The following is a 17,805-nucleotide window of genomic DNA, read 5'->3' as shown; positions in this document are numbered from 1 at the left end:
ATAGCTGTCGTTTTTGGCGACACTTTTTTGGTAATACCTTGAACTGCAAACGAAATAACGGCTTTTAAAAAAACTGGCCGTTATTTTGCTTAGATAACTTTGAGTTTTATCCAACCTTCAGAGTTATCACGGAGTTATCAATGTCAATTAAGGTCATCAAAGAATTTTCTGAAAAAGCCAAAGGCGATGAGGGGCTGAAAGAAAAACTGAAAGCCTGCGTCAAAATTAAGGAAATGCTGTTATTGGCTAAGGAAAGCGGGTTCGAAATCGAAGAAGACGAACTGTATCCACCCAACGAACCACAATTTGTTGAAGAGCAGCTTTCAGAAAAACTGGCTAAAGCGCTACTAAGAGTTTAACGATTGAGCGCCATCCCGCCGCCCGGTGGGATGGCAGCCTGCTATCGGCATAGCGTAAAACGATAGCCGGTAAATTCTAAAAACGACTCGACAACGGTAAACTAGGCGTTTGCTGCTATCGAGGAGTTTTCAAATATGTTCAATGCTGTCAATAGTCCCCAACTGATGGGGATACTCAACGTCACTCCCGATAGTTTTTCCGATGGCGGTAAATTTACCGGCGTGGCTGCAGCCATAGCCCAAGCTGAAAAAATGATAGCCGAGGGTGCCGACATTATCGATGTTGGCGGCGAGTCGACTCGGCCTGGTTCCGATCCTGTTGCCGCGGACGAGCAAATTCGCCGGGTGGTGCCGGTGATTACTGCGATCCGTGCGAGCTATCCTCAAGTGCAAATCAGTATAGATACCACATTAAGCCAGGTTGCTTCAGCAGCGGTGGTGGCGGGGGCGAGTATTATCAACGACGTCTCGGCCGGTCAAGGTGATCCCAATATGTTGGCTTATGCAGCAACAGCCCAAGTCCCCATAATCCTCATGCATATGCAGGGTACGCCGAAAACCATGCAGGACCAGCCGTATTACGACGATGTACTAGCCGATGTGACCGCCGTGTTGCAACAGCGTATCGCCGAAGCGTTGGCGGCTGGAGTATTGGCAGAAAATATCGCTATAGATCCCGGCATTGGTTTTGGCAAAGGTAAGCAAGACAATATCGATCTTTTGGCGCATTTGCGCAGTTTTGTCGATTTGGGTTACCCGGTGTTGCTGGGCACCAGCCGCAAGCGTTTCATGGGCAGTATCTGCAATGTCAGCGAACCTGCCGAATTAGTCACTGCGACGGCGGTAACCACTGCGTTGGGCGTGATGGCGGGGGTGCAGATGTTTCGGGTGCATGATGTCAAAGCCAATCGTCAGGCTGCGGATGTGGCGTGGGCTATCAAGCAGGCGCAGTGACCGATCTACATCCGCGTCTGCAGGCTTTGCAGCGCAGTTTGGCCGCAGCGCCGCTGACCAAGATTAACGACCCGGAATTAGCAGACCGGCAGTTGGAATTGTGGATCAAGCGCGACGACTTGCTGCATCCGATTATCTCCGGCAATAAATGGCGCAAACTCAAATATACCCTCAATCATGCCTTATATGCTGGCGCCGATTGCATCGTCAGCATGGGCGGAGCCTATTCGAATCACCTACATGCCCTGGCTTTTAGCGGTAAAGCTTTGGGATTGAAAACCATAGGCTATATTCGTGGCGAGCGGCCCGCGCAACTCAACGCTACGCTGCATGATCTGCTTGACTGGGGCATGGAGCTGCGTTTTGTGTCACGTAGCCACTATCGTCAGTTGCGTGGCTATCAAGGCCACGACAGTTTACCGGAACTCCAGCCCGGCCAATATTGGTTGCCGGAAGGTGGAGCCACATACTTGGCTTTGCAAGGCGTTGCCGAGCTGGTCGATGAAATCGAAATCGATTTCGACATACTGGCCGTAGCATGCGGTACCGGCACCACTCTAGCAGGCTTGCTGGCCTCGCCGTTAGCTCAACACGCTATCGGCGTAGCCGCGATGAAGGGTGGCGACTTTCTAATTAACGATGTTGAGCAATTACTGGAAATGCAGGGAATGTCCAGTCACGCAGACCGGCGAATTCTAGTGGATTACCATTTCGGCGGTTTCGCCAAAACAACGCCGACCTTGCTGGCGTTTATGCAGGATTTTCAGCAGCGGCACGGCATCGAATTGGAGCCAATCTACACCGGAAAATTGCTGTTTGCGCTCTACGATTTAATCCGGCGGGACTATTTCCCCGCCGGGCAGCGGATAGTAGCAATCCACACCGGCGGTTTGCAAGGCAAGCGCAAGTAGTATTCCCGGTTAAAAATCAGATAGATATTGAGTCATTACTCAAAATGGTGATAATAGCCGCTGCCTAAAAATAATAAAAAGGTGGCACCGTGGTTGCGCAGATCATTTCATTCCCCGAGCAAAAAAGTAGCAATAAACTGGCGGTGTCTTTCCGCTTTTTACTGAGTTTGTATGCCATTGTGCCGCTGTGTTTAGTGGTGCTTTGGTTAGACAAATTCGGCTTTAATTTCGCGCTACGCAATGTGCTGCCCAGTAGCCCAACGCATTTTTTGCTGTTTCAAATTTTGTTCGGTACCCCGCATATTATCGCCAGCAATCTATTGTTGGTTAGCCACCAAGACTATCTGCAAGCCTTTAAAAGCAAATTAATCGCCATGACCTTGTTCATCATGGTTTTTTTCGGCATCGGCAGTTTGTTTATTCCTTACCGCACGCTTTACATCATTACCGCCTGCTGGACGGTGTATCACGTCTTGAAGCAGCAGCACGGTATCGCCAAAGCAGTATGTCGCTTGCCGAGTTGGGCGTTTTATCTGCAATTGTGGCTCAGCGTCAGCGCCGGGATTTTTATTTATATGGGGATATTTCTAAAAAATAGCCTGGAGCCGGCGCAAGCGACGCTGGTATTGCAGGTTGCTAGCGTTCTGACCGTGGGATTGTTGATTAGCACCTTGGCGTGTCAACGTTATGTACCCAGCCGGTTTGGGCTTTATTTTCTATGGGCCAACACTGTGCTGGTCGCCAGCAGTTGGTATGTTTACAGCCAGCAGTATTATTTTCTGGCGATCTTGATGCCGCGCTTGGTGCACGATATTACCGCTTACAGTTTCTACGTCACTCACGATGTGAATCGTCACGGCGAACAGCCGCAGAACAACTTGTTCCGGGCGGCAACGGCGATTCGATTACCGATTTGGCTGGTATTGCCGTTGTTATCGTTTGTTTTGACCTATCTGTTGCAAGCTTATGGCGATGATTTGGTCAATCTATTGCTGCAAACCCTGTTTTCGACGCAAATTTACAAAGCCGTCACCTTGGGTTTTTTGGGGTATTTGGCGCTGATGCATTATTACACCGAGGCCTTTGTGTGGGCGGCAGGCTCGCCGCTAAGGCGCTATATCCGCTTTAGCGGCGTCTAATGGCTTAATTCGGCAATGTATACCCAACTTTAATGGTGACTTGCCAATGGGCGACCTTGCTATTGTCGATATGACCGCGGGTTTCCACTACTTCAAACCAACGCATTGTTTGGATAGTTTCACCTGCTTTGGCGACAGCGTTCTCGATGGCTTGCTGAATGCCGAGGCTGGATGAGCCGGTCAGTTCGATTTTTTGATAAACATGTTCTGGCATCAGATTTACTCCGGTTGGTTGAATAAGGCTTGGTAGGCACGCGCAGCGCTTTCCGGTTCATGGTCGAATATGCCGCCTATTACAGCTAATAAGTCTGCGCCCGCTGCCAACAACTGTCCACCGTTTTCCGGCAGAATCCCGCCGATAGCGACTATGGGCACATCTATCGATTGTTTGGCGCGTTGCAGACTGACAATCTCGGCGGGTGCGGCCAACGGTTTCGATCCGGACGGGAAGAAGCGGCCGAATGCGACGTAATCCGCGCCGGCTGCGGCCACGCTCTGCGCTTTTGCCACGTCGTTATAACACGATACACCAATGATGGCGTTCGGGCCCAGCACACGCCTTGCTTCGGAAATATCGCCGTCGTCGCGGCCCAGATGAACGCCGTCGGCACCGACCGCCAATGCCAGTTCGATACTATCGTTGATTAACAGCGGAGCATCGTAGGCATGGCAAACTTCCAACAAACGACTCGCTAGTTGCGGCGCGTCCAGCGGATTTTTATCGCGGTATTGAATCACTGTTGCGCCGCCGCGCAAGGCAGCCTTTACGTCTTTCACCACTTGGGCAATAGTTTTGTTTTCCGGTTGGGTGATGGCGTACAGACCGTGGCGCGGAAATTTCATGCTTCCACCCAAAATAGCCGATCCGGATTGTATTGACCTTGACCGGGACGATAGGCGGCGGCCAGCGACTGCCAGGTAAATTCCTGGGCTTCGCTGACAGCGGTAAACACGTCCAGGCCTTGCGCCAGCAGCGCGGCGCAGGCGCTGGCCAGCGTGCAGCCCGAGCCATGATAGCTGTGCGGCAAGCGTTCCCAGTTAAAGGTTTCATGCAGATCATCGGGCATGTATAAGCGGTTGTGTACCAGCTCGGAGCTTTCGTGGGTGCCGGTGATCAGCACGTATTCGGCACCCTTCCTATGCAAGACGCGACCGCAGTCGGCTAGATCGGCTTGCCCTGACAGGCGGCGGGCTTCTTCGCTGTTGGGGGTTAATAAGGTGGTCAATGGCAGCAGCTGCTCGACTATCACGTCAATCAATTGCTCGCCGGCCAGTTCAGTGCCGCCGCCCGCCGCCAGCACTGGGTCCAGTACCACCGGTATGGCCGGATGTTCCCGCAAAATTTGCGCAATCACTTCAGCAACGCCGGCATCGCCGATCAGGCCGATTTTAAAGGCGGAGACTTGAAAATCGGCCAACAGCGTTTGCGCTTGACTGACAATATCTGCGGGCTGTTGTGGAATCAGCTTTTTGACGTTGCGGCTGTCTTGTTCGGTTAAGGCGGTGATGATGCTCGTTGCGTGACATTGATGGCCGATGATGGCTTCGATATCGGCTTGCACGCCGGCGCCCCCGCTAGGATCGTGGCCGGAAAAACACAGTACGACAGGGCGGTTGCGGCTCATGCGTCTGCTCCTTCCAGTAATTTTAGAAATTCCTGCTCGGTAATCACACCGACGCCTTTTTCGCGAGCGGCGTTGGTTTTGTTGGCGCCCACATTATCGCCGGCTACCAAATAATCGGTCTTCGCCGATACCGAGCTACCGACTTTGGCACCTTTGGCTTTGGCTTGCTTGCTCAAATCGTCGCGGCTGCCTGTGTGCAGGGTGCCGGTGAACACTAAGGTTTTGCCGGCTAGCGGATGGGCGTTGTCGGTAGCCTGGTTTTGCGTCGGGGTGAGATTAAAACCCAGTGACATCAGGCTGTCGAACAAGGGTTTGATCTTGGCAAAGCCTTCCGTGATGACCGCTGCGGTTTTCTCGGCAAAACCTTCGATAGCGACGATGTCGGCTTCGCTTAGATTGAAAATCTCCGCCAAGGTGTAATGCGCCAACAGTCGTTCGCAGTTGCCCAAGCCCATCCGAAACACGCCGAATGCGGATAGGAAGCGCCAGTCTTCTATGACTTCATTGCGGCTACGGACTAATTGATCAACTAGGTTTTGTGATTGCTTGGGACCAAAGCCCATGCTTTCGAATTCTGCGGCGGTTAAGGCGTAGATTTTGTCGACGCTTCGGATTTCGTTTTCGTAAAGCTTCTTGATGGTCGCAGCCCCGAAGCCGTCATTGTTTTTCAGAACCCGGAAGAAATGTTCCATGCTGTTGCTGATTTGCGCCGGGCATTCCAGGTTGTTCGGACAGATCAGGTAGTCGTTGTCCCAGATCAATTCGTGCCCGCAGCTAGGGCAGGCAGTGGGTACGGCGGGTACGGCCGGACGTAGCACTTCCTCGATTTTGGGGATGACCTCACCGGAGCGGGCCAAACGGATCAGCGCGCCGGCGCCTATGCCTTTATCCAATACCATTTTGTAATGATGGGCGGTGGCTCTGGATAATAACGCACCGCTAAGGCGCACCGGTTCCAGCTCGGCGACCGGGGTGATGCGGCCGGAGCGCGAGGTTTGCGGGGTGACGCCAATGACGGTGACTTCGGCGGTTTCCAGATTTTCTTTGTAAGCCAGTTGCCAGCGGTGATGGTGGCGGGTGGCGCCCATCGCTTGTTTGAGCTGCTCGTCGACGATTTCCAGAATCACGCCGTCGACGTCGTAATCCAGCTTATGCCAGATGTCTTTGATGATGGTTTCGAAGTTGTCGATCAGATCCTGCCAGACGCCGTTCCAGCAGGGCAGGATCGCAAACGGATAAAACACCGCCGCATGATCGGCGATGGCGCGTTCGGCGTGCTCGTCAAGTTCTTTTTCCTTGATGACGCTGGCCTGGAAGTTACGGGCGTTGTCAAAAAACTCGGCCAGATTGGCGTCGAAATAACTGCGGCTGACGACGATTTCGCCGGCGCCCAGGCCGCGTTGGCCTTGGTTAGCGACTTGTAAACCGCGCTCAAATACGCGAGTAATGTCTGTGCCTTTGCGGCCATCGCCGCGGGTATACAGCATCTGGCCGTCGTCGTAGGCCGCATAGCCATCGAGTTTGGGGGTGACTTTAAAAATCAGTTCGGCAAAGTTTTTATCCAGTTCCAACGCCGCCTTTTCGATGCGGCCGGCCCAGCGTTCCACCTCGTCGCGGCTGTAGGCTTTGTCGGTGGAGAGCATGATGGTCGGCAGATCGACGGTTTTGCCGGCGAATGCCGGTTCCGGCTCAACAGTGTGCAGCAGCGGATGTTCGGGCTGACGTTTTTTCAGTTCAGCCAAATACACAAAATCGTAATCGGCATCGCTGATAATCGGTTCGCCGCCACGATACAAGGCGTTGGCAATTTCCAGGAACGCGACTAATTCGTTGTCCGTGACGGTATTCAGCAGATCCGCTTGTTCGCACAATTCGCAAAAACGTTGCTCACCAATAGCGTTCGGATCGAGGGTGGTTTGCAAAAGAATGGCTTTTTGACTGTCGGTAAGCATGCCGGAGATAGATGTGTCGGGTAGGGCGGCGATTATAGAGGATAATATCGCAAAAAAAAGGCGGGAGAGAGAACTCGCCCGCCGAAGCATCTATCTTTCAAGAGGATCATGTCGACGGTAGGAAAACGCGTGACATGGGCTTAATATAAAGTTTTCTGCCGGACAAGCGTTGATCTAGGTCAATATTTATCGGGTTATTGAATGGCCTGTTCATCCACAGTATTGGTGGCGGGGTTGCAGGTTTTGCATAAGCCATGAATTTCGATGGTTTTACGCTGCGGTACGAAGCCGGCGTCGCCAAGCTCTTTGGACAGCGCGCTGAGTACCGAAGGTGCGGCGCGTTCCTGCACCGTATGGCACGCAGTGCAGATTAACAGTAGTTGATCGTGTTGGATGCCGGAGCAGTGGCAGCCGACGAATGCGTTTAAGCTCTCCACCCGATGAATCAGGCCTTGTTCCAACAAAAAGTCCAAAGCACGATAGACCGTCGACGGCTTTGCTGCGTCGTTTACCGGCCTGATTTGATCCAGCAAGTCGTATGCTTTAACCGCCTTATGACTGTTCCAGATCAGCTCCAAAATCTTGTGGCGAATAGGGGTCAGTTGCACACCGCGTGTTAAGCAAAGTTGTTCGGCTACACTTATCGCCTTGTGGATGCATACGTTATGGTCATGTTCGGGTGCCGGGAAGATTGCTTTGTCGGTCATTTTACAAAGGGTGATTAGGTTCATTCATTTTGTGGGCGCGGTAAGTTATAGTGCCAGCATAAACAACCCATTTCAAATCGGATTACCAAATAGAGTTTGAGTAATTTTAAGGCGCGCGCTTGAGCGCCATAGTATGGTTGTTTGGCGGTTTCTTGGCAGACTTTTGCGAAGCGGCTATAAGTATTTTTGAGGCAATAAATGAGAAGGATTACATTCCTGGTTTATGCAGTGCTATGGATTTTGTTGATTAGCCTGAACCTATACCAGCAAGTAACGGATACCAAACAGTACGCGCAAAAAATTGCCACGCGGCAGGCCGAGATGTTTTTCGATCACATCGTGTTGATCAGAAAATGGAATGCGTCGCACGGTGGCGTTTACGTTCCTATTACCGAAACTACTCAGCCTAATCCTTACCTGGATGTTCCGCAACGGGATGTCGAAACCACGGATGGCAAGCGCCTTACTTTGATCAATCCTGCCTATATGACTCGGCAACTCGCTGAAATGAGCGACGACTCGGGCATTGCCTTTCACATCACCGGTTTTAATCCGATTCGCCCGGAAAATCGGCCGGACCAATGGGAGTCTGAAGCGTTGTTGGCCTTTCAACAAGGTCAAAAAAGCGTGAGTAGTACCGGTACTATCAACGGGCAATCTTTTTATCGTTATATGGCGCCGCTTCATGTCGATCAGAGTTGCCTCGTTTGCCATCAGCGGCAAGGCTACAGAGAGGGGGATATTCGCGGCGGCATTAGTGTCAGTATTCCCAGCGCCAGTATCGATGCCTTTGTGAACGAGCGCCTGGAGCATCTGACGATCACTCATGCGATTGTGGCGTTCGTTGGTTTGATCGTGTTGCTGCTGTCATATTTGGCGCAAGCCAGACTGAGCCAGCGCCTGGATAAGGCCAAAAGCCGCATGCAACTGGCTTATCTGGATTCTTTGACGTTGCTACCCAATCGTCGTTACTACGATGCCTTTGTAAAAAGGGAATGGAAGCGGGCCTTGCGGCATAAATATCCCATCTCGATGATCATGATAGACATCGATTTCTTTAAGCTATATAACGACAATCTTGGACATATCGAAGGCGATCATTGCTTGCGGCAAGTGGCTAGAGCTTTGAAGCGTTTCTTTAGAAGGCCGGGCGATTTGATTGCCCGTTACGGCGGCGAAGAGTTTTGTGTAGTCGCGGCCTGTGATGCCGAGCAAATCATGGTGCTGGCGGAGATTCTGCGTAAAGCTGTCGAGAATATGCGTTTACCGCATCCGGCTTCTAAAGTTTCCGAATTTGTGACTATCAGTCTTGGCGTTGCCAGTATCGTACCGGGTGACGACCTGTCTTTCGAAAGTTTGCTACATGCGGCGGATCAGGCACTTTACGATGCCAAGGCCACCGGTAGAAACCGGGTTGGAAAAGGCCGGATTTGAACTGATGGGCCGGGGTTAACCGGCCCTTGCCATGCTGTGTATTTACGAGTGCTTTTCCAATAGTTTGGCATGAGCTGCCGCCAAGCGAGCGACCGGAATCCGCGGTGCCGAACACGATACGTAATTCAAGCCTAGGTCGTGAACGAATTTAATCGAACGCGGATGCCCGCCGTGCTCGCCGCAAATGCCGATTTTCAAATCCGGCCGTTGCTGACGACCCAGTTCCACGGCCATTTTCATCAGTTTGCCCAAACCCTCGACGTCCAAGGTTTCGAACGGATTGTCTTCCAGCAATCCGGATTCTTCGTACAGCGGCAGGAATTTGTTTTCGGCATCTTCGCGCGAGAACGAGAAGGTGGCCTGGGTTAAATCGTTGGTACCGAATGAGAAGAAGGCTGCTGTCACTGCCAGTCGGTCGGCACGGGTACAAGCCCGCACCGTTTCTATCATCGTGCCGAATTTGAAGTTGAGCTTGAGTTTGTATTGCGCTTCCACTTCGGCTTGAATCTCGTCGACATAGGTTTTCACGGTTTTCAATTCCTGCGCGGTAATTACTTGCGGCACCATGATTTCCGGCTCGACCGGAATCCGCTGTTTCACGCAAAGCGCCGCCGCTTCCAGAATCGAGCGTATTTGCATTTTATAAATTTCCGGATAGCTCATCCCCAATCGTACGCCGCGATGACCCAGCATTGGGTTGACTTCGTACAGCTCCAATACTTTGTCCAGCATCATTTGTTTTTTGCTGATCGCTTCCAAAATCACGTCTTCGTTCAGCATATTGAACGGTGCCGGCATTTCCGCCGGATGCGCCAGCGTATCCAGCGTGACGCGTTGGCCTTTGACGATAGTCAGATAGTGTTTCAGCGCGTCCAGCTCGTCGATCAATTGATGCTCGTTAGGCAAAAACTCGTGCATCGGCGGATCGAGCAAACGCACGGTAACCGGGTGCGGCGACATGGCTTCGAATAGCTGTTGGAAGTCGTCGCGCTGGATTGGGAACAGTTTGGCCAACGCGGCTTCGCGTTCTTCGGTGTTGTGCGCCAGAATCATATCCACTACCAGCGGCAAACGGTCGGCGGCATTGAACATGCGTTCGGTACGGCATAAGCCTACGCCTTTGGCACCGTAACTGACGGCCAATCTAGCGGTTTCCGGCGTATCGACATTGGCATGCACCCGCAAGCGAGCAATGCTGTCAGCCCAGCCCAGCAAGGTTTTTAGTTCCTCGGAGAAAGAGGGTGGAATAGTCGGAATGCGGCCCAAATAGATATTGCCGTTGCTGCCGTCGATGGTGATTAAATCGCCTTCTTTAATATGAATGTCGCCAACAATTGCCAAGCGGGCTCGCACATCGACTTTAATATCTTCGGCGCCAGCCACGCAGGCTTTACCCATGCCACGGGCCACCACGGCTGCGTGCGAGGTTTTGCCGCCACGGCTGGTCAAGATGCCTTGCGCGGCGAAAAAGCCATGAATGTCTTCTGGCTTGGTTTCTTCACGCAGCAGGATCAAATCTTGGCCGGTTTTGCCCAAACGCACGGCAGTATCGGCGTCGAATACGCAATGGCCGCAGGCAGCGCCGGGTGATGCCGGTAAGCCTTGGGCAATGGCTTTGACTTCGTGATTGGGGGCCAATTGCGGATGCAGCAATTGTTCCAACATGTCGGGGTTGATCCGCAGCAACGCTTGTTCCTTAGTAATCAGGCCTTCCGAAACCATGTCGATGGAGGTTTTGACCATCGCGGTCGCGTTCATTTTGCCGTTACGGGTTTGCAGGCAATACAACACGCCGCGTTCGATGGTGTATTCGTAGTCCTGTACCTCGTGATAATGCGCTTCCAGCTTATTGCGCAGCTCGACCAGTTGCCGGTATTGCTCCGGCATTTCCTTGGCCATTTCCTGCACCGGCTTAGGGGTGCGGATGCCGGCTACCACGTCTTCGCCTTGCGCATTCACCAAATATTCGCCGTACATCTCGTTGATGCCGGTGCCGGGGTTGCGGGTAAAGCCAACGCCGGTGGCGCAGTCGTCGCCCATATTCCCAAACACCATCGTGACGATATTAACCGCCGTGCCATTGGCAACGTCCGGTGTGATGTGAAACTCACGGCGGTAATCCACCGCGCGTCTACCCAGCCAGGAGTTGAATACCGCGCGAATGGCGATTTCTAGTTGCTGGTAAACGTCTTCCGGAAACGGCCGGCCGGTTTCTTCATGGACTACGGTCAGGAACAGTTCACTGATTTCCTGAAGCTGGTCGGCGGTCAATGCCACGTCCGCTTTGATGCCGGCGGCGCGCTTGACGTTGTTGAAATGCACATCGAACTTCTCGTCTTCGATGCCCAGCGCAACCTTGCCGAACAATTGAATGAAACGCCGATACGCATCGTAGGCAAAGCGCGGGTCATCGGTCATTTCGATCAAACCGGCCAGGGTTTGCTTGTTCAAGCCTAAGTTTAGAATGGTGTCCATCATGCCCGGCATCGAGATGGCCGAGCCGGAACGTACCGAAACCAGTAGCGGGTCGCTGGCGCCGCCAAACGATTTACCGCTCAGGCGTTCGATGTCGGCGATTTGCTGCCGAACTTCGTCCATTAAATCGCTGGGTAATTGCTTGTTTTCCAGGTAGGTCAGGCAGGTTTGCGTGGTGATGACAAAGCCAGGTGGCACGTTAAAGCCCATTTGTGTCATTTCGCAAAGGTTTGCGCCTTTGCCGCCCAGTAATGCCTTGTTTTTGCCGTCGCCCGTATTGAATGAATAGCTGTATTTTGGAGTCATTATGGCCTTGTCGAAGTGTTGAAGTTGGGTGATGGCTGAGTGAAACGCTTTGAGTACCTTGTTGGCGTCTCGGGATGCCGGGTATTGCGGTTAGAATACCCCACTTTTTACCTATTTTTTCGAGTCATTACAAGTTATGCGCCATGGATAAATTTGATGTCATCATCGTCGGAGCCGGCGCGTCCGGTTTAATGTGCGCTATCGAAGCAGGTAAACGCGGTCGGCGGGTGAAAATAGTGGAACACGCCAACAAGCCGGGCAAGAAAATTCTGATGTCCGGCGGCGGGCGGTGTAATTTCACCAACTACAGCATAGCGCCGGAAAATTACATTTCCAATAATCCGCATTTCTGCAAGTCTGCGCTTAGCCGCTTTACGCAATGGAATTTTTTAGGCTTTGTACAGCGCCACCAAATACCGTTTCACGAACGATTGCACGGGCAATTGTTTTGCGATAACAGTGCCAAGGACATTCTGGATGCGCTGTTGAAAGAATGCGGCCAAGCCGGCGTGACGCTGGAGTTAAATTGTCGGGTGGACCGATTAGAGAAACGCAGCGACGGCGACTTTTTGCTACACACCAGCAACGGCGTGATTTCTGCATCGGCCTTGGTAATTGCCAGCGGCGGCCTATCCATACCGAAAATGGGTGCCACGCCGTTTGGTTATAAAGTCGCTGAACAATTTGGCATCAAAGTCTGGCCGACCCGGGCAGGCTTGGTGCCGTTAACGCTGCAACCGGACGACTCACAACGCTTCACCCCGCTGACCGGCATCGCGGTGCCGTGTCGGGTTAGCAATCAACAACAGTCTTTCAAAGAAAACATTTTATTCACCCATCGCGGTCTGAGCGGTCCGGCCATCCTGCAAATTTCCTCGTATTGGCATCCCGGCGAAGCGCTGCATGTGGACTTATTGCCGGACATGGATTTGTCGGCGGAATTGAAAGAAAAACGGCGGCAAGGCAGCAAGTTAAAAATCCAAAATTTACTGGCTGAATACCTGCCGAAACGCTTGTTGCAAGCGTTATTGGACGAGCGGCAGCTAGATATTACCGTCGCCAATTGCGCCGACAAAGATCTGAATGCCATTGTGGAAAGTCTGCACAATTGGACGATTAAACCCAATGCCACCGAAGGCTATCGCACCGCCGAGGTAACCGTCGGCGGCGTCGATTGCGATGCAATTTCTTCGAAAACCATGCAGAGTTTGCAAGTGCCGGGGCTGTATTTTGTTGGGGAAGTGTTGGATGTCACCGGGTGGCTGAGGGGGTATAACTTTCAGTGGGCTTGGGCTTCGGGGTGGTGTGCGGGGCAGTATGTTTGATAGCTATCGTCTCTCCCGTGCAGGCGGGAGCCCAGTTGCTACACTAGATTCCCGTTTTCGCGGTAATTACAGCCATTGGGAATTTAAAGGCTGGGTTAATAAGAAGTGTCGCTGCCGCGACGGACTGTTTTGAAGTCGGTTCTCGGACCGACAGCCGAGATACTTTCTTTTGCTTGGCCAAAAGAAAGTATCCAAAGAAAAAGCCACCCGGATGCCGCTTTTATCCTGCGCGCCGAAGGCTTTGAACGGGGTTTTCCGAAGGGGCATCCCAGCCCCTGCGGAAAACGCGATGCATCCCTGCATCGCCCCTCACGGGCTGATCCGTCCAAACCCTTCGGTGCTCTGCGCGGCATAACGGGAGAAAACCCCGCTGCGAAATTCGAAACCGTCTAACATTTGCAAAGCCACGAAAGGCTGAGTAGATATAACCGCCTTTCCTTAGCTAGGGCAAATTAATCAGAGCAATTTAAGAATATTAATAAACATTGGAAAAATAATGAGCAATTACCTTAAGTCCGCGATCTCAAAAATTTATGGAGAAGATGATGATTTCATTTTATTAGGATTGACCGGTCAGACTGGTAGTGGATGTTCTACAGTGGCACGAATTTTAAGCAGTGAAAAAAGCAAAATTAAACATTCGCTATTTAGCGGTAGCTGTCCATCCTCAAATGAAAAAAGAAAAGAATTAATTGTAGGGAAGTTCTTTGAGAGTAATTGGGAGGCCTACCGAGTATTGCAAGTAAGGTCAATTATAACATTGACATTGGTCGATTGCGGCATTCATGATGCCATAATATATCTAAAGGGAAAAAGCATAGTCGATGATAAAGCATTGGACTTATTGAGAGAAAAATTAGAAGAAATTAAACAAGAAAAGGATTCTACTGTTAGCTTGTCTGATTTCTACACTATCAGGTTGCCTGAGTTATCAGATCAGATTAGGCCTATTTTAGGTGAAACCTCATTTGTAAGTATGTACCAAACTATTGGTACGAATATAAGAATGTCGGGTAGCCCAATCGAAGAGGGTATACAAGAAGGAAAGTTTTTTACCTTAGCGGGTGAGATAAATGATATAGCTCTTAAAATAAGGGATGAAGACAAAAAGTTTGGTCGAAAAACTCTACTAGTTATTGACGCAATTAGAAATCCACTTGAGGCAATATATTTCCAGGAAAGGTGGGCGTCTTTTTATTTGGTAGCCGTATCATGTTCAGATGAAGATAGAAGGCGGCGGCTAAGAAAGCTTGGATACAACGAGTCTGATGTTGATAAATTGGATAAACAAGAATATGTAAGAAGAAAGCTTGAAGATAAAGAGTCGTATTTTATACAAGATATACAATCATGTCTTGAAAGATCAGATCTTTACATAAGCAACCCAAATGAAAATAATTCGGTATCAGAATTTAGAACGCTTGCCAGTCAAGTAATTAAGTTTGCATCTTTAATGAAACGCCCGGGGTTGATTACTCCAACCGCTATTGAGAGATGTATGCAAATTGCGTATACGGCGAAATTGAATTCGGGTTGCATTTCTAGACAAGTAGGGGCGGTGGTAACAGATTCAAATTTTTCCATACATTCCGTTGGGTGGAATGATACACCTCATGGACAAGTGCCGTGTAATCTAAGAAATAGATTTAATTTACTGCAAGGTAAAGATCAGTTGGCATATAGTGAGTTTGAAAAAAATAATAATGAATATCTGGAGTTTTTCAGGGGAAAATCTGACAGATATGCTGAGATTGAAAATGAAGGTAGAAACGTCTCCTATTGTTTTAAATCGGAATACAACGAATTTAAAGGTGAAAAAAATAATCAAGTAAATACTAGATCACTTCATGCTGAAGAAAATGCGTTTCTTCAGATTTCCAAATATGGTGGAATGGGCGTTGAAGGGGGAAATCTGTTTACAACAGCTAGCCCATGTGTACTATGCTCAAAAAAGGCTTATCAATTAGGAATAAAAAATATATACTACATTGATCCTTATCCTGATATTGCTACCAGTCATATCCTTCAAGGGGGAGCTAATAATCCAAACTTAATATTGTTTTCTGGTGCAATTGGTAGAGCATTTCACTATTTATATACACCTATAGTTGCATACAAAGACGAGTTAAATACACTTGTTTGCGATTAATCTGCTCGGTGGATTCAAAAGAATCTTAGTGTCATAGGGTGTGCTGAACAGCGTGAAGCGCACCGATGGCGACAGACGCGCCTCGTTGCGATGGCAGATCCTGTATTGTTGGTAGCGACACTTAAGCGCTGGAACTATTTTACGCGGCTGTGCTTCAATGCCAATGAACAGTCAATTCAACTTCTCCAACAAAGCCGGCTTCACTTGTTCAAGCCAATCCAGAATCCGGGTTTTGGTCAGCTCGGGTTGGTTGTGGTGATCCAGCACCAAGCCGACAAATTTGCCATCGACTACCGAACTGGAATGGGTAAAGTGATAGCCATCCGTGCTCCAAGCGCCGGTCACCTCGGCACCATAAGACCGAACATGGTGATACAAATGAATCAAGGAGCTGGCAAAGCGCGCGTAGTATTTTTGCTGATTCCCCAAACCAAATAGCGCAACCCGTTTGCCGGACAAATCGGCCTCATCCAGACGGAACAAAAACTCTTCCCAGTTGCCTTCTTCGCTGCCGGTGGTTCTGCCGGGTATTTCGCCGACGCCGTAACTGGGCATGCCCAAAATCAAGGCTTTGTAACCAAGCAGTTCCGTTACTGTTGCTTGATTAACATTCACCGGCTCGCTGGCAATTTCGTCGCCCAAAACTCGGTACATGACCTGCGCCATCATCGCTGTCATACCTTTCTCGGTGCCGTAGAAAATTCCAATCTTGTTCATTGTTAAATCTCCATCGAATTGTCTACAAGCAGCAAAGCAAAATTTAAACCATCAGTAATCTTCGGTTCTGAGTTCTCGCTAAGTCGGTAACTTCAACGCTTTGCGGTAGACTGCCCAGTGGAAAGGGGCGAAACAGTGACTAACGTATTTGGTTATCTTTGTAACAATGAAACAGACACTCTGTCCTTTGCTTACAAAATCTGACAGAAATGTTGCAGTGTTTGGCTGATGCATAACGCTTTTTCTGAACCAAGCGGTGTTTTTATCAATCAGCCGAACAATGGCTTGAACCTTTCCGGGTAATAGGTGCTAATCGCTATGGGCTTAAGCTAAAGACAGATCATGGCATAAGCGGTTGGCCTAATCACATTCGCTGTGTGATAATCGAATTCAACTGCTAAGCTTCTGCTAACAGAAAACTGAGGAAACCATGTCAAACGATACTTTACTGGTCAGGCATAACGCCACCGGAAAAGAAGTTGAATATCCGTTGTTGAAGGGGTCTTTGGGTGCAGATACTGTCGATATTCGCTCTTTAAACAAAGATCTTGGGTGTTTTACTTACGATCCGGGCTTTATTGCCACGGCTGCTTGCAAAAGCAAAATTACATACATTGATGGCGATAACGGGATTTTGTTGTATCGCGGTTATCCCATCGAACAATTGGCGGAAAACTGCGAATTTACTGAAGTTGCCTATTTGCTGATGAACGGCGAACTGCCCAATGCCGTGCAGTTGCGCGACTTTAACGAGGAAATCAGCGATAGGGCCATCATCCACGAAGCCTTGCGCAAATTCTTTGATGGTTTCCATTACGATGCCCATCCTATGGCGATGCTGGTGGGTGTGGTGGGGTCCTTGTCGGCGTTTTATCACAGCGATTTGAACATTAAAGATCCCGCTAGCCGTATGATCTGTGCGACCCGGTTGATAGGCAAGATGCCGACGATTGCCGCAGCTTCATACCGGCATTCCATAGGTAGACCTTTTGTTTATCCCCGCATGGATCTGAGTTATTGTGAGAACTTCCTGAACATGATGTTCTCCCGTTCCTCGCAAAATTACATCGATCAGGAACATTACATCGATCCCAATCTGGTCCAAGCACTGAATCTGTTGTTTATTCTGCATGCCGACCACGAGCAAAACGCCAGTACCTCTACAGTGCGCATGGCAGGCAGTACCGGCGCCAATCCTTATGCCTGCGTGGCAGCCGGCATAGCGGCGTTGTGGGGACCGGCTCACGGCGGTGCCAACGAAGCGGTTTTGAATATGTTGGCCCAAATCGGTAGCGTCGAAAACGTACCCAAATATATCGCTAAAGCTAAGGATCACGACGACCCGTTCCGCTTGATGGGCTTTGGGCATCGGGTTTATAAAAACTTCGATCCCCGCGCTACCATCATTCGCAAAACCTGCTACGAGGTGTTGAGTAGAACCAACACCAGCGACCCCTTATTTGAACTGGCCTTGGCCTTGGAAGAATATGCGTTGAAAGACGAGTATTTTATCGAGAAAAAACTCTACCCCAATGTCGATTTCTATTCCGGCATTATCTACAAAGCCCTGCACATCCCCGTCGAAATGTTCACCGTGATGTTTGCAATAGCTCGAACCGCCGGCTGGATTTCACATTGGCTGGAGATGATGGAAGAGCCGGCGACGCCTATCAGCAGGCCGAGACAGTTATACGTCGGGCCGCCGCGCCGCGATTATACAGCTGTCAATAATCGCTAAATTATGCAGAAAAT

Annotated in this window: 15 protein-coding genes; 8 read left to right on the top strand and 7 right to left on the bottom strand. The window is 50.3% G+C overall.

Features of this window, described 5'->3' with window-relative positions:
• The first annotated feature begins 140 nt into the window (after positions 1–140).
• From METH11B_RS0106045 to METH11B_RS0106030, 4 genes are all read left to right on the top strand, one after another.
• On the top strand, positions 141–359 hold the full coding sequence (locus tag METH11B_RS0106045; RefSeq protein WP_020482391.1) for a Nif11-like leader peptide family natural product precursor: 219 nt from the start codon (positions 141–143) through the stop codon (positions 357–359).
• Between the two features lie 135 nt (positions 360–494).
• Positions 495–1,313 carry a dihydropteroate synthase gene (gene folP / locus METH11B_RS0106040; RefSeq protein ID WP_026601256.1) on the top strand — a complete coding sequence of 273 codons (819 nt, stop codon included), beginning with the start codon at positions 495–497 and terminating at the stop codon, positions 1,311–1,313.
• Positions 1,310–2,224: a 1-aminocyclopropane-1-carboxylate deaminase/D-cysteine desulfhydrase gene (locus tag METH11B_RS0106035; RefSeq protein ID WP_231499589.1), complete on the top strand. Its 915-nt coding sequence runs from the start codon at positions 1,310–1,312 to the stop codon at positions 2,222–2,224. The genes folP and METH11B_RS0106035 overlap by 4 nt, the downstream gene beginning before the upstream one ends.
• A gap of 89 nt (positions 2,225–2,313) precedes the next feature.
• Complete coding sequence (locus tag METH11B_RS0106030; protein WP_026601254.1) at positions 2,314–3,363, top strand: hypothetical protein; 1,050 nt, start codon at positions 2,314–2,316, stop codon at positions 3,361–3,363.
• Between the two features lie 4 nt (positions 3,364–3,367).
• Here the strand turns inward: METH11B_RS0106030 and METH11B_RS0106025 are convergent, their stop codons facing one another.
• From METH11B_RS0106025 to METH11B_RS0106005, 5 genes are all read right to left on the bottom strand, one after another.
• Positions 3,368–3,577 (bottom strand): dodecin, encoded by a 210-nt coding sequence (locus METH11B_RS0106025; RefSeq protein WP_026601253.1) that lies wholly within the window; start codon positions 3,575–3,577, stop codon positions 3,368–3,370.
• A 5-nt stretch (positions 3,578–3,582) separates the two neighbouring features.
• Entirely contained in the window at positions 3,583–4,206 is a 624-nt protein-coding gene (thiE, locus tag METH11B_RS0106020; protein ID WP_026601252.1) for a thiamine phosphate synthase, read from the bottom strand.
• The gene (gene thiD / locus METH11B_RS0106015; protein WP_026601251.1) at positions 4,203–4,988 is read right to left on the bottom strand and encodes a bifunctional hydroxymethylpyrimidine kinase/phosphomethylpyrimidine kinase; all 786 of its coding nucleotides are present in this window, start codon (positions 4,986–4,988) and stop codon (positions 4,203–4,205) included. The genes thiE and thiD overlap by 4 nt, the downstream gene beginning before the upstream one ends.
• Entirely contained in the window at positions 4,985–6,940 is a 1,956-nt protein-coding gene (locus METH11B_RS0106010; protein ID WP_026601250.1) for a helix-hairpin-helix domain-containing protein, read from the bottom strand. The genes thiD and METH11B_RS0106010 overlap by 4 nt, the downstream gene beginning before the upstream one ends.
• Positions 6,941–7,134: 194 nt before the next feature.
• A complete protein-coding gene (locus METH11B_RS0106005) occupies positions 7,135–7,647 on the bottom strand; it encodes a transcriptional repressor (RefSeq protein ID WP_026601249.1) in 513 nt (170 codons plus the stop codon).
• A gap of 198 nt (positions 7,648–7,845) precedes the next feature.
• On the opposite strand from METH11B_RS0106005, the gene METH11B_RS0106000 reads away from it, so the two are divergent.
• Positions 7,846–9,081, top strand: a complete 1,236-nt coding sequence (locus METH11B_RS0106000) for a diguanylate cyclase (RefSeq protein WP_026601248.1) — start codon at positions 7,846–7,848, stop codon at positions 9,079–9,081.
• 42 nt (positions 9,082–9,123) lie between these two features.
• On the opposite strand, the gene ppdK is transcribed toward METH11B_RS0106000, so the two are convergent.
• The gene (gene ppdK, locus METH11B_RS0105995) at positions 9,124–11,862 is read right to left on the bottom strand and encodes a pyruvate, phosphate dikinase (RefSeq protein WP_026601247.1); all 2,739 of its coding nucleotides are present in this window, start codon (positions 11,860–11,862) and stop codon (positions 9,124–9,126) included.
• A gap of 143 nt (positions 11,863–12,005) precedes the next feature.
• Between ppdK and METH11B_RS0105990 the strand changes: the two genes are divergently transcribed.
• The gene (locus METH11B_RS0105990) at positions 12,006–13,187 is read left to right on the top strand and encodes an NAD(P)/FAD-dependent oxidoreductase (protein ID WP_026601246.1); all 1,182 of its coding nucleotides are present in this window, start codon (positions 12,006–12,008) and stop codon (positions 13,185–13,187) included.
• A 496-nt stretch (positions 13,188–13,683) separates the two neighbouring features.
• Positions 13,684–15,336, top strand: coding sequence for a deoxycytidylate deaminase (locus METH11B_RS0105985; protein WP_026601245.1), 1,653 nt, complete (start codon positions 13,684–13,686; stop codon positions 15,334–15,336).
• Between the two features lie 171 nt (positions 15,337–15,507).
• Here the strand turns inward: METH11B_RS0105985 and METH11B_RS0105980 are convergent, their stop codons facing one another.
• Positions 15,508–16,053, bottom strand: a complete 546-nt coding sequence (locus METH11B_RS0105980) for a flavodoxin (protein WP_020482376.1) — start codon at positions 16,051–16,053, stop codon at positions 15,508–15,510.
• Positions 16,054–16,483: 430 nt separating this feature from the next.
• Here METH11B_RS0105980 and METH11B_RS0105975 point away from each other — a divergent pair, with 430 nt between their 5' ends.
• Positions 16,484–17,791 carry a citrate synthase gene (locus METH11B_RS0105975; RefSeq protein ID WP_020482375.1) on the top strand — a complete coding sequence of 436 codons (1,308 nt, stop codon included), beginning with the start codon at positions 16,484–16,486 and terminating at the stop codon, positions 17,789–17,791.
• Positions 17,792–17,805 lie beyond the last annotated feature (14 nt).

This window comes from Methylomonas sp. 11b, from assembly GCF_000515215.1.
Lineage (GTDB): Bacteria > Pseudomonadota > Gammaproteobacteria > Methylococcales > Methylomonadaceae > Methylomonas.
The sequence above is the reverse complement of the archived record's forward strand: the minus strand, read 5'-3'. Positions and strand labels throughout refer to the sequence as shown.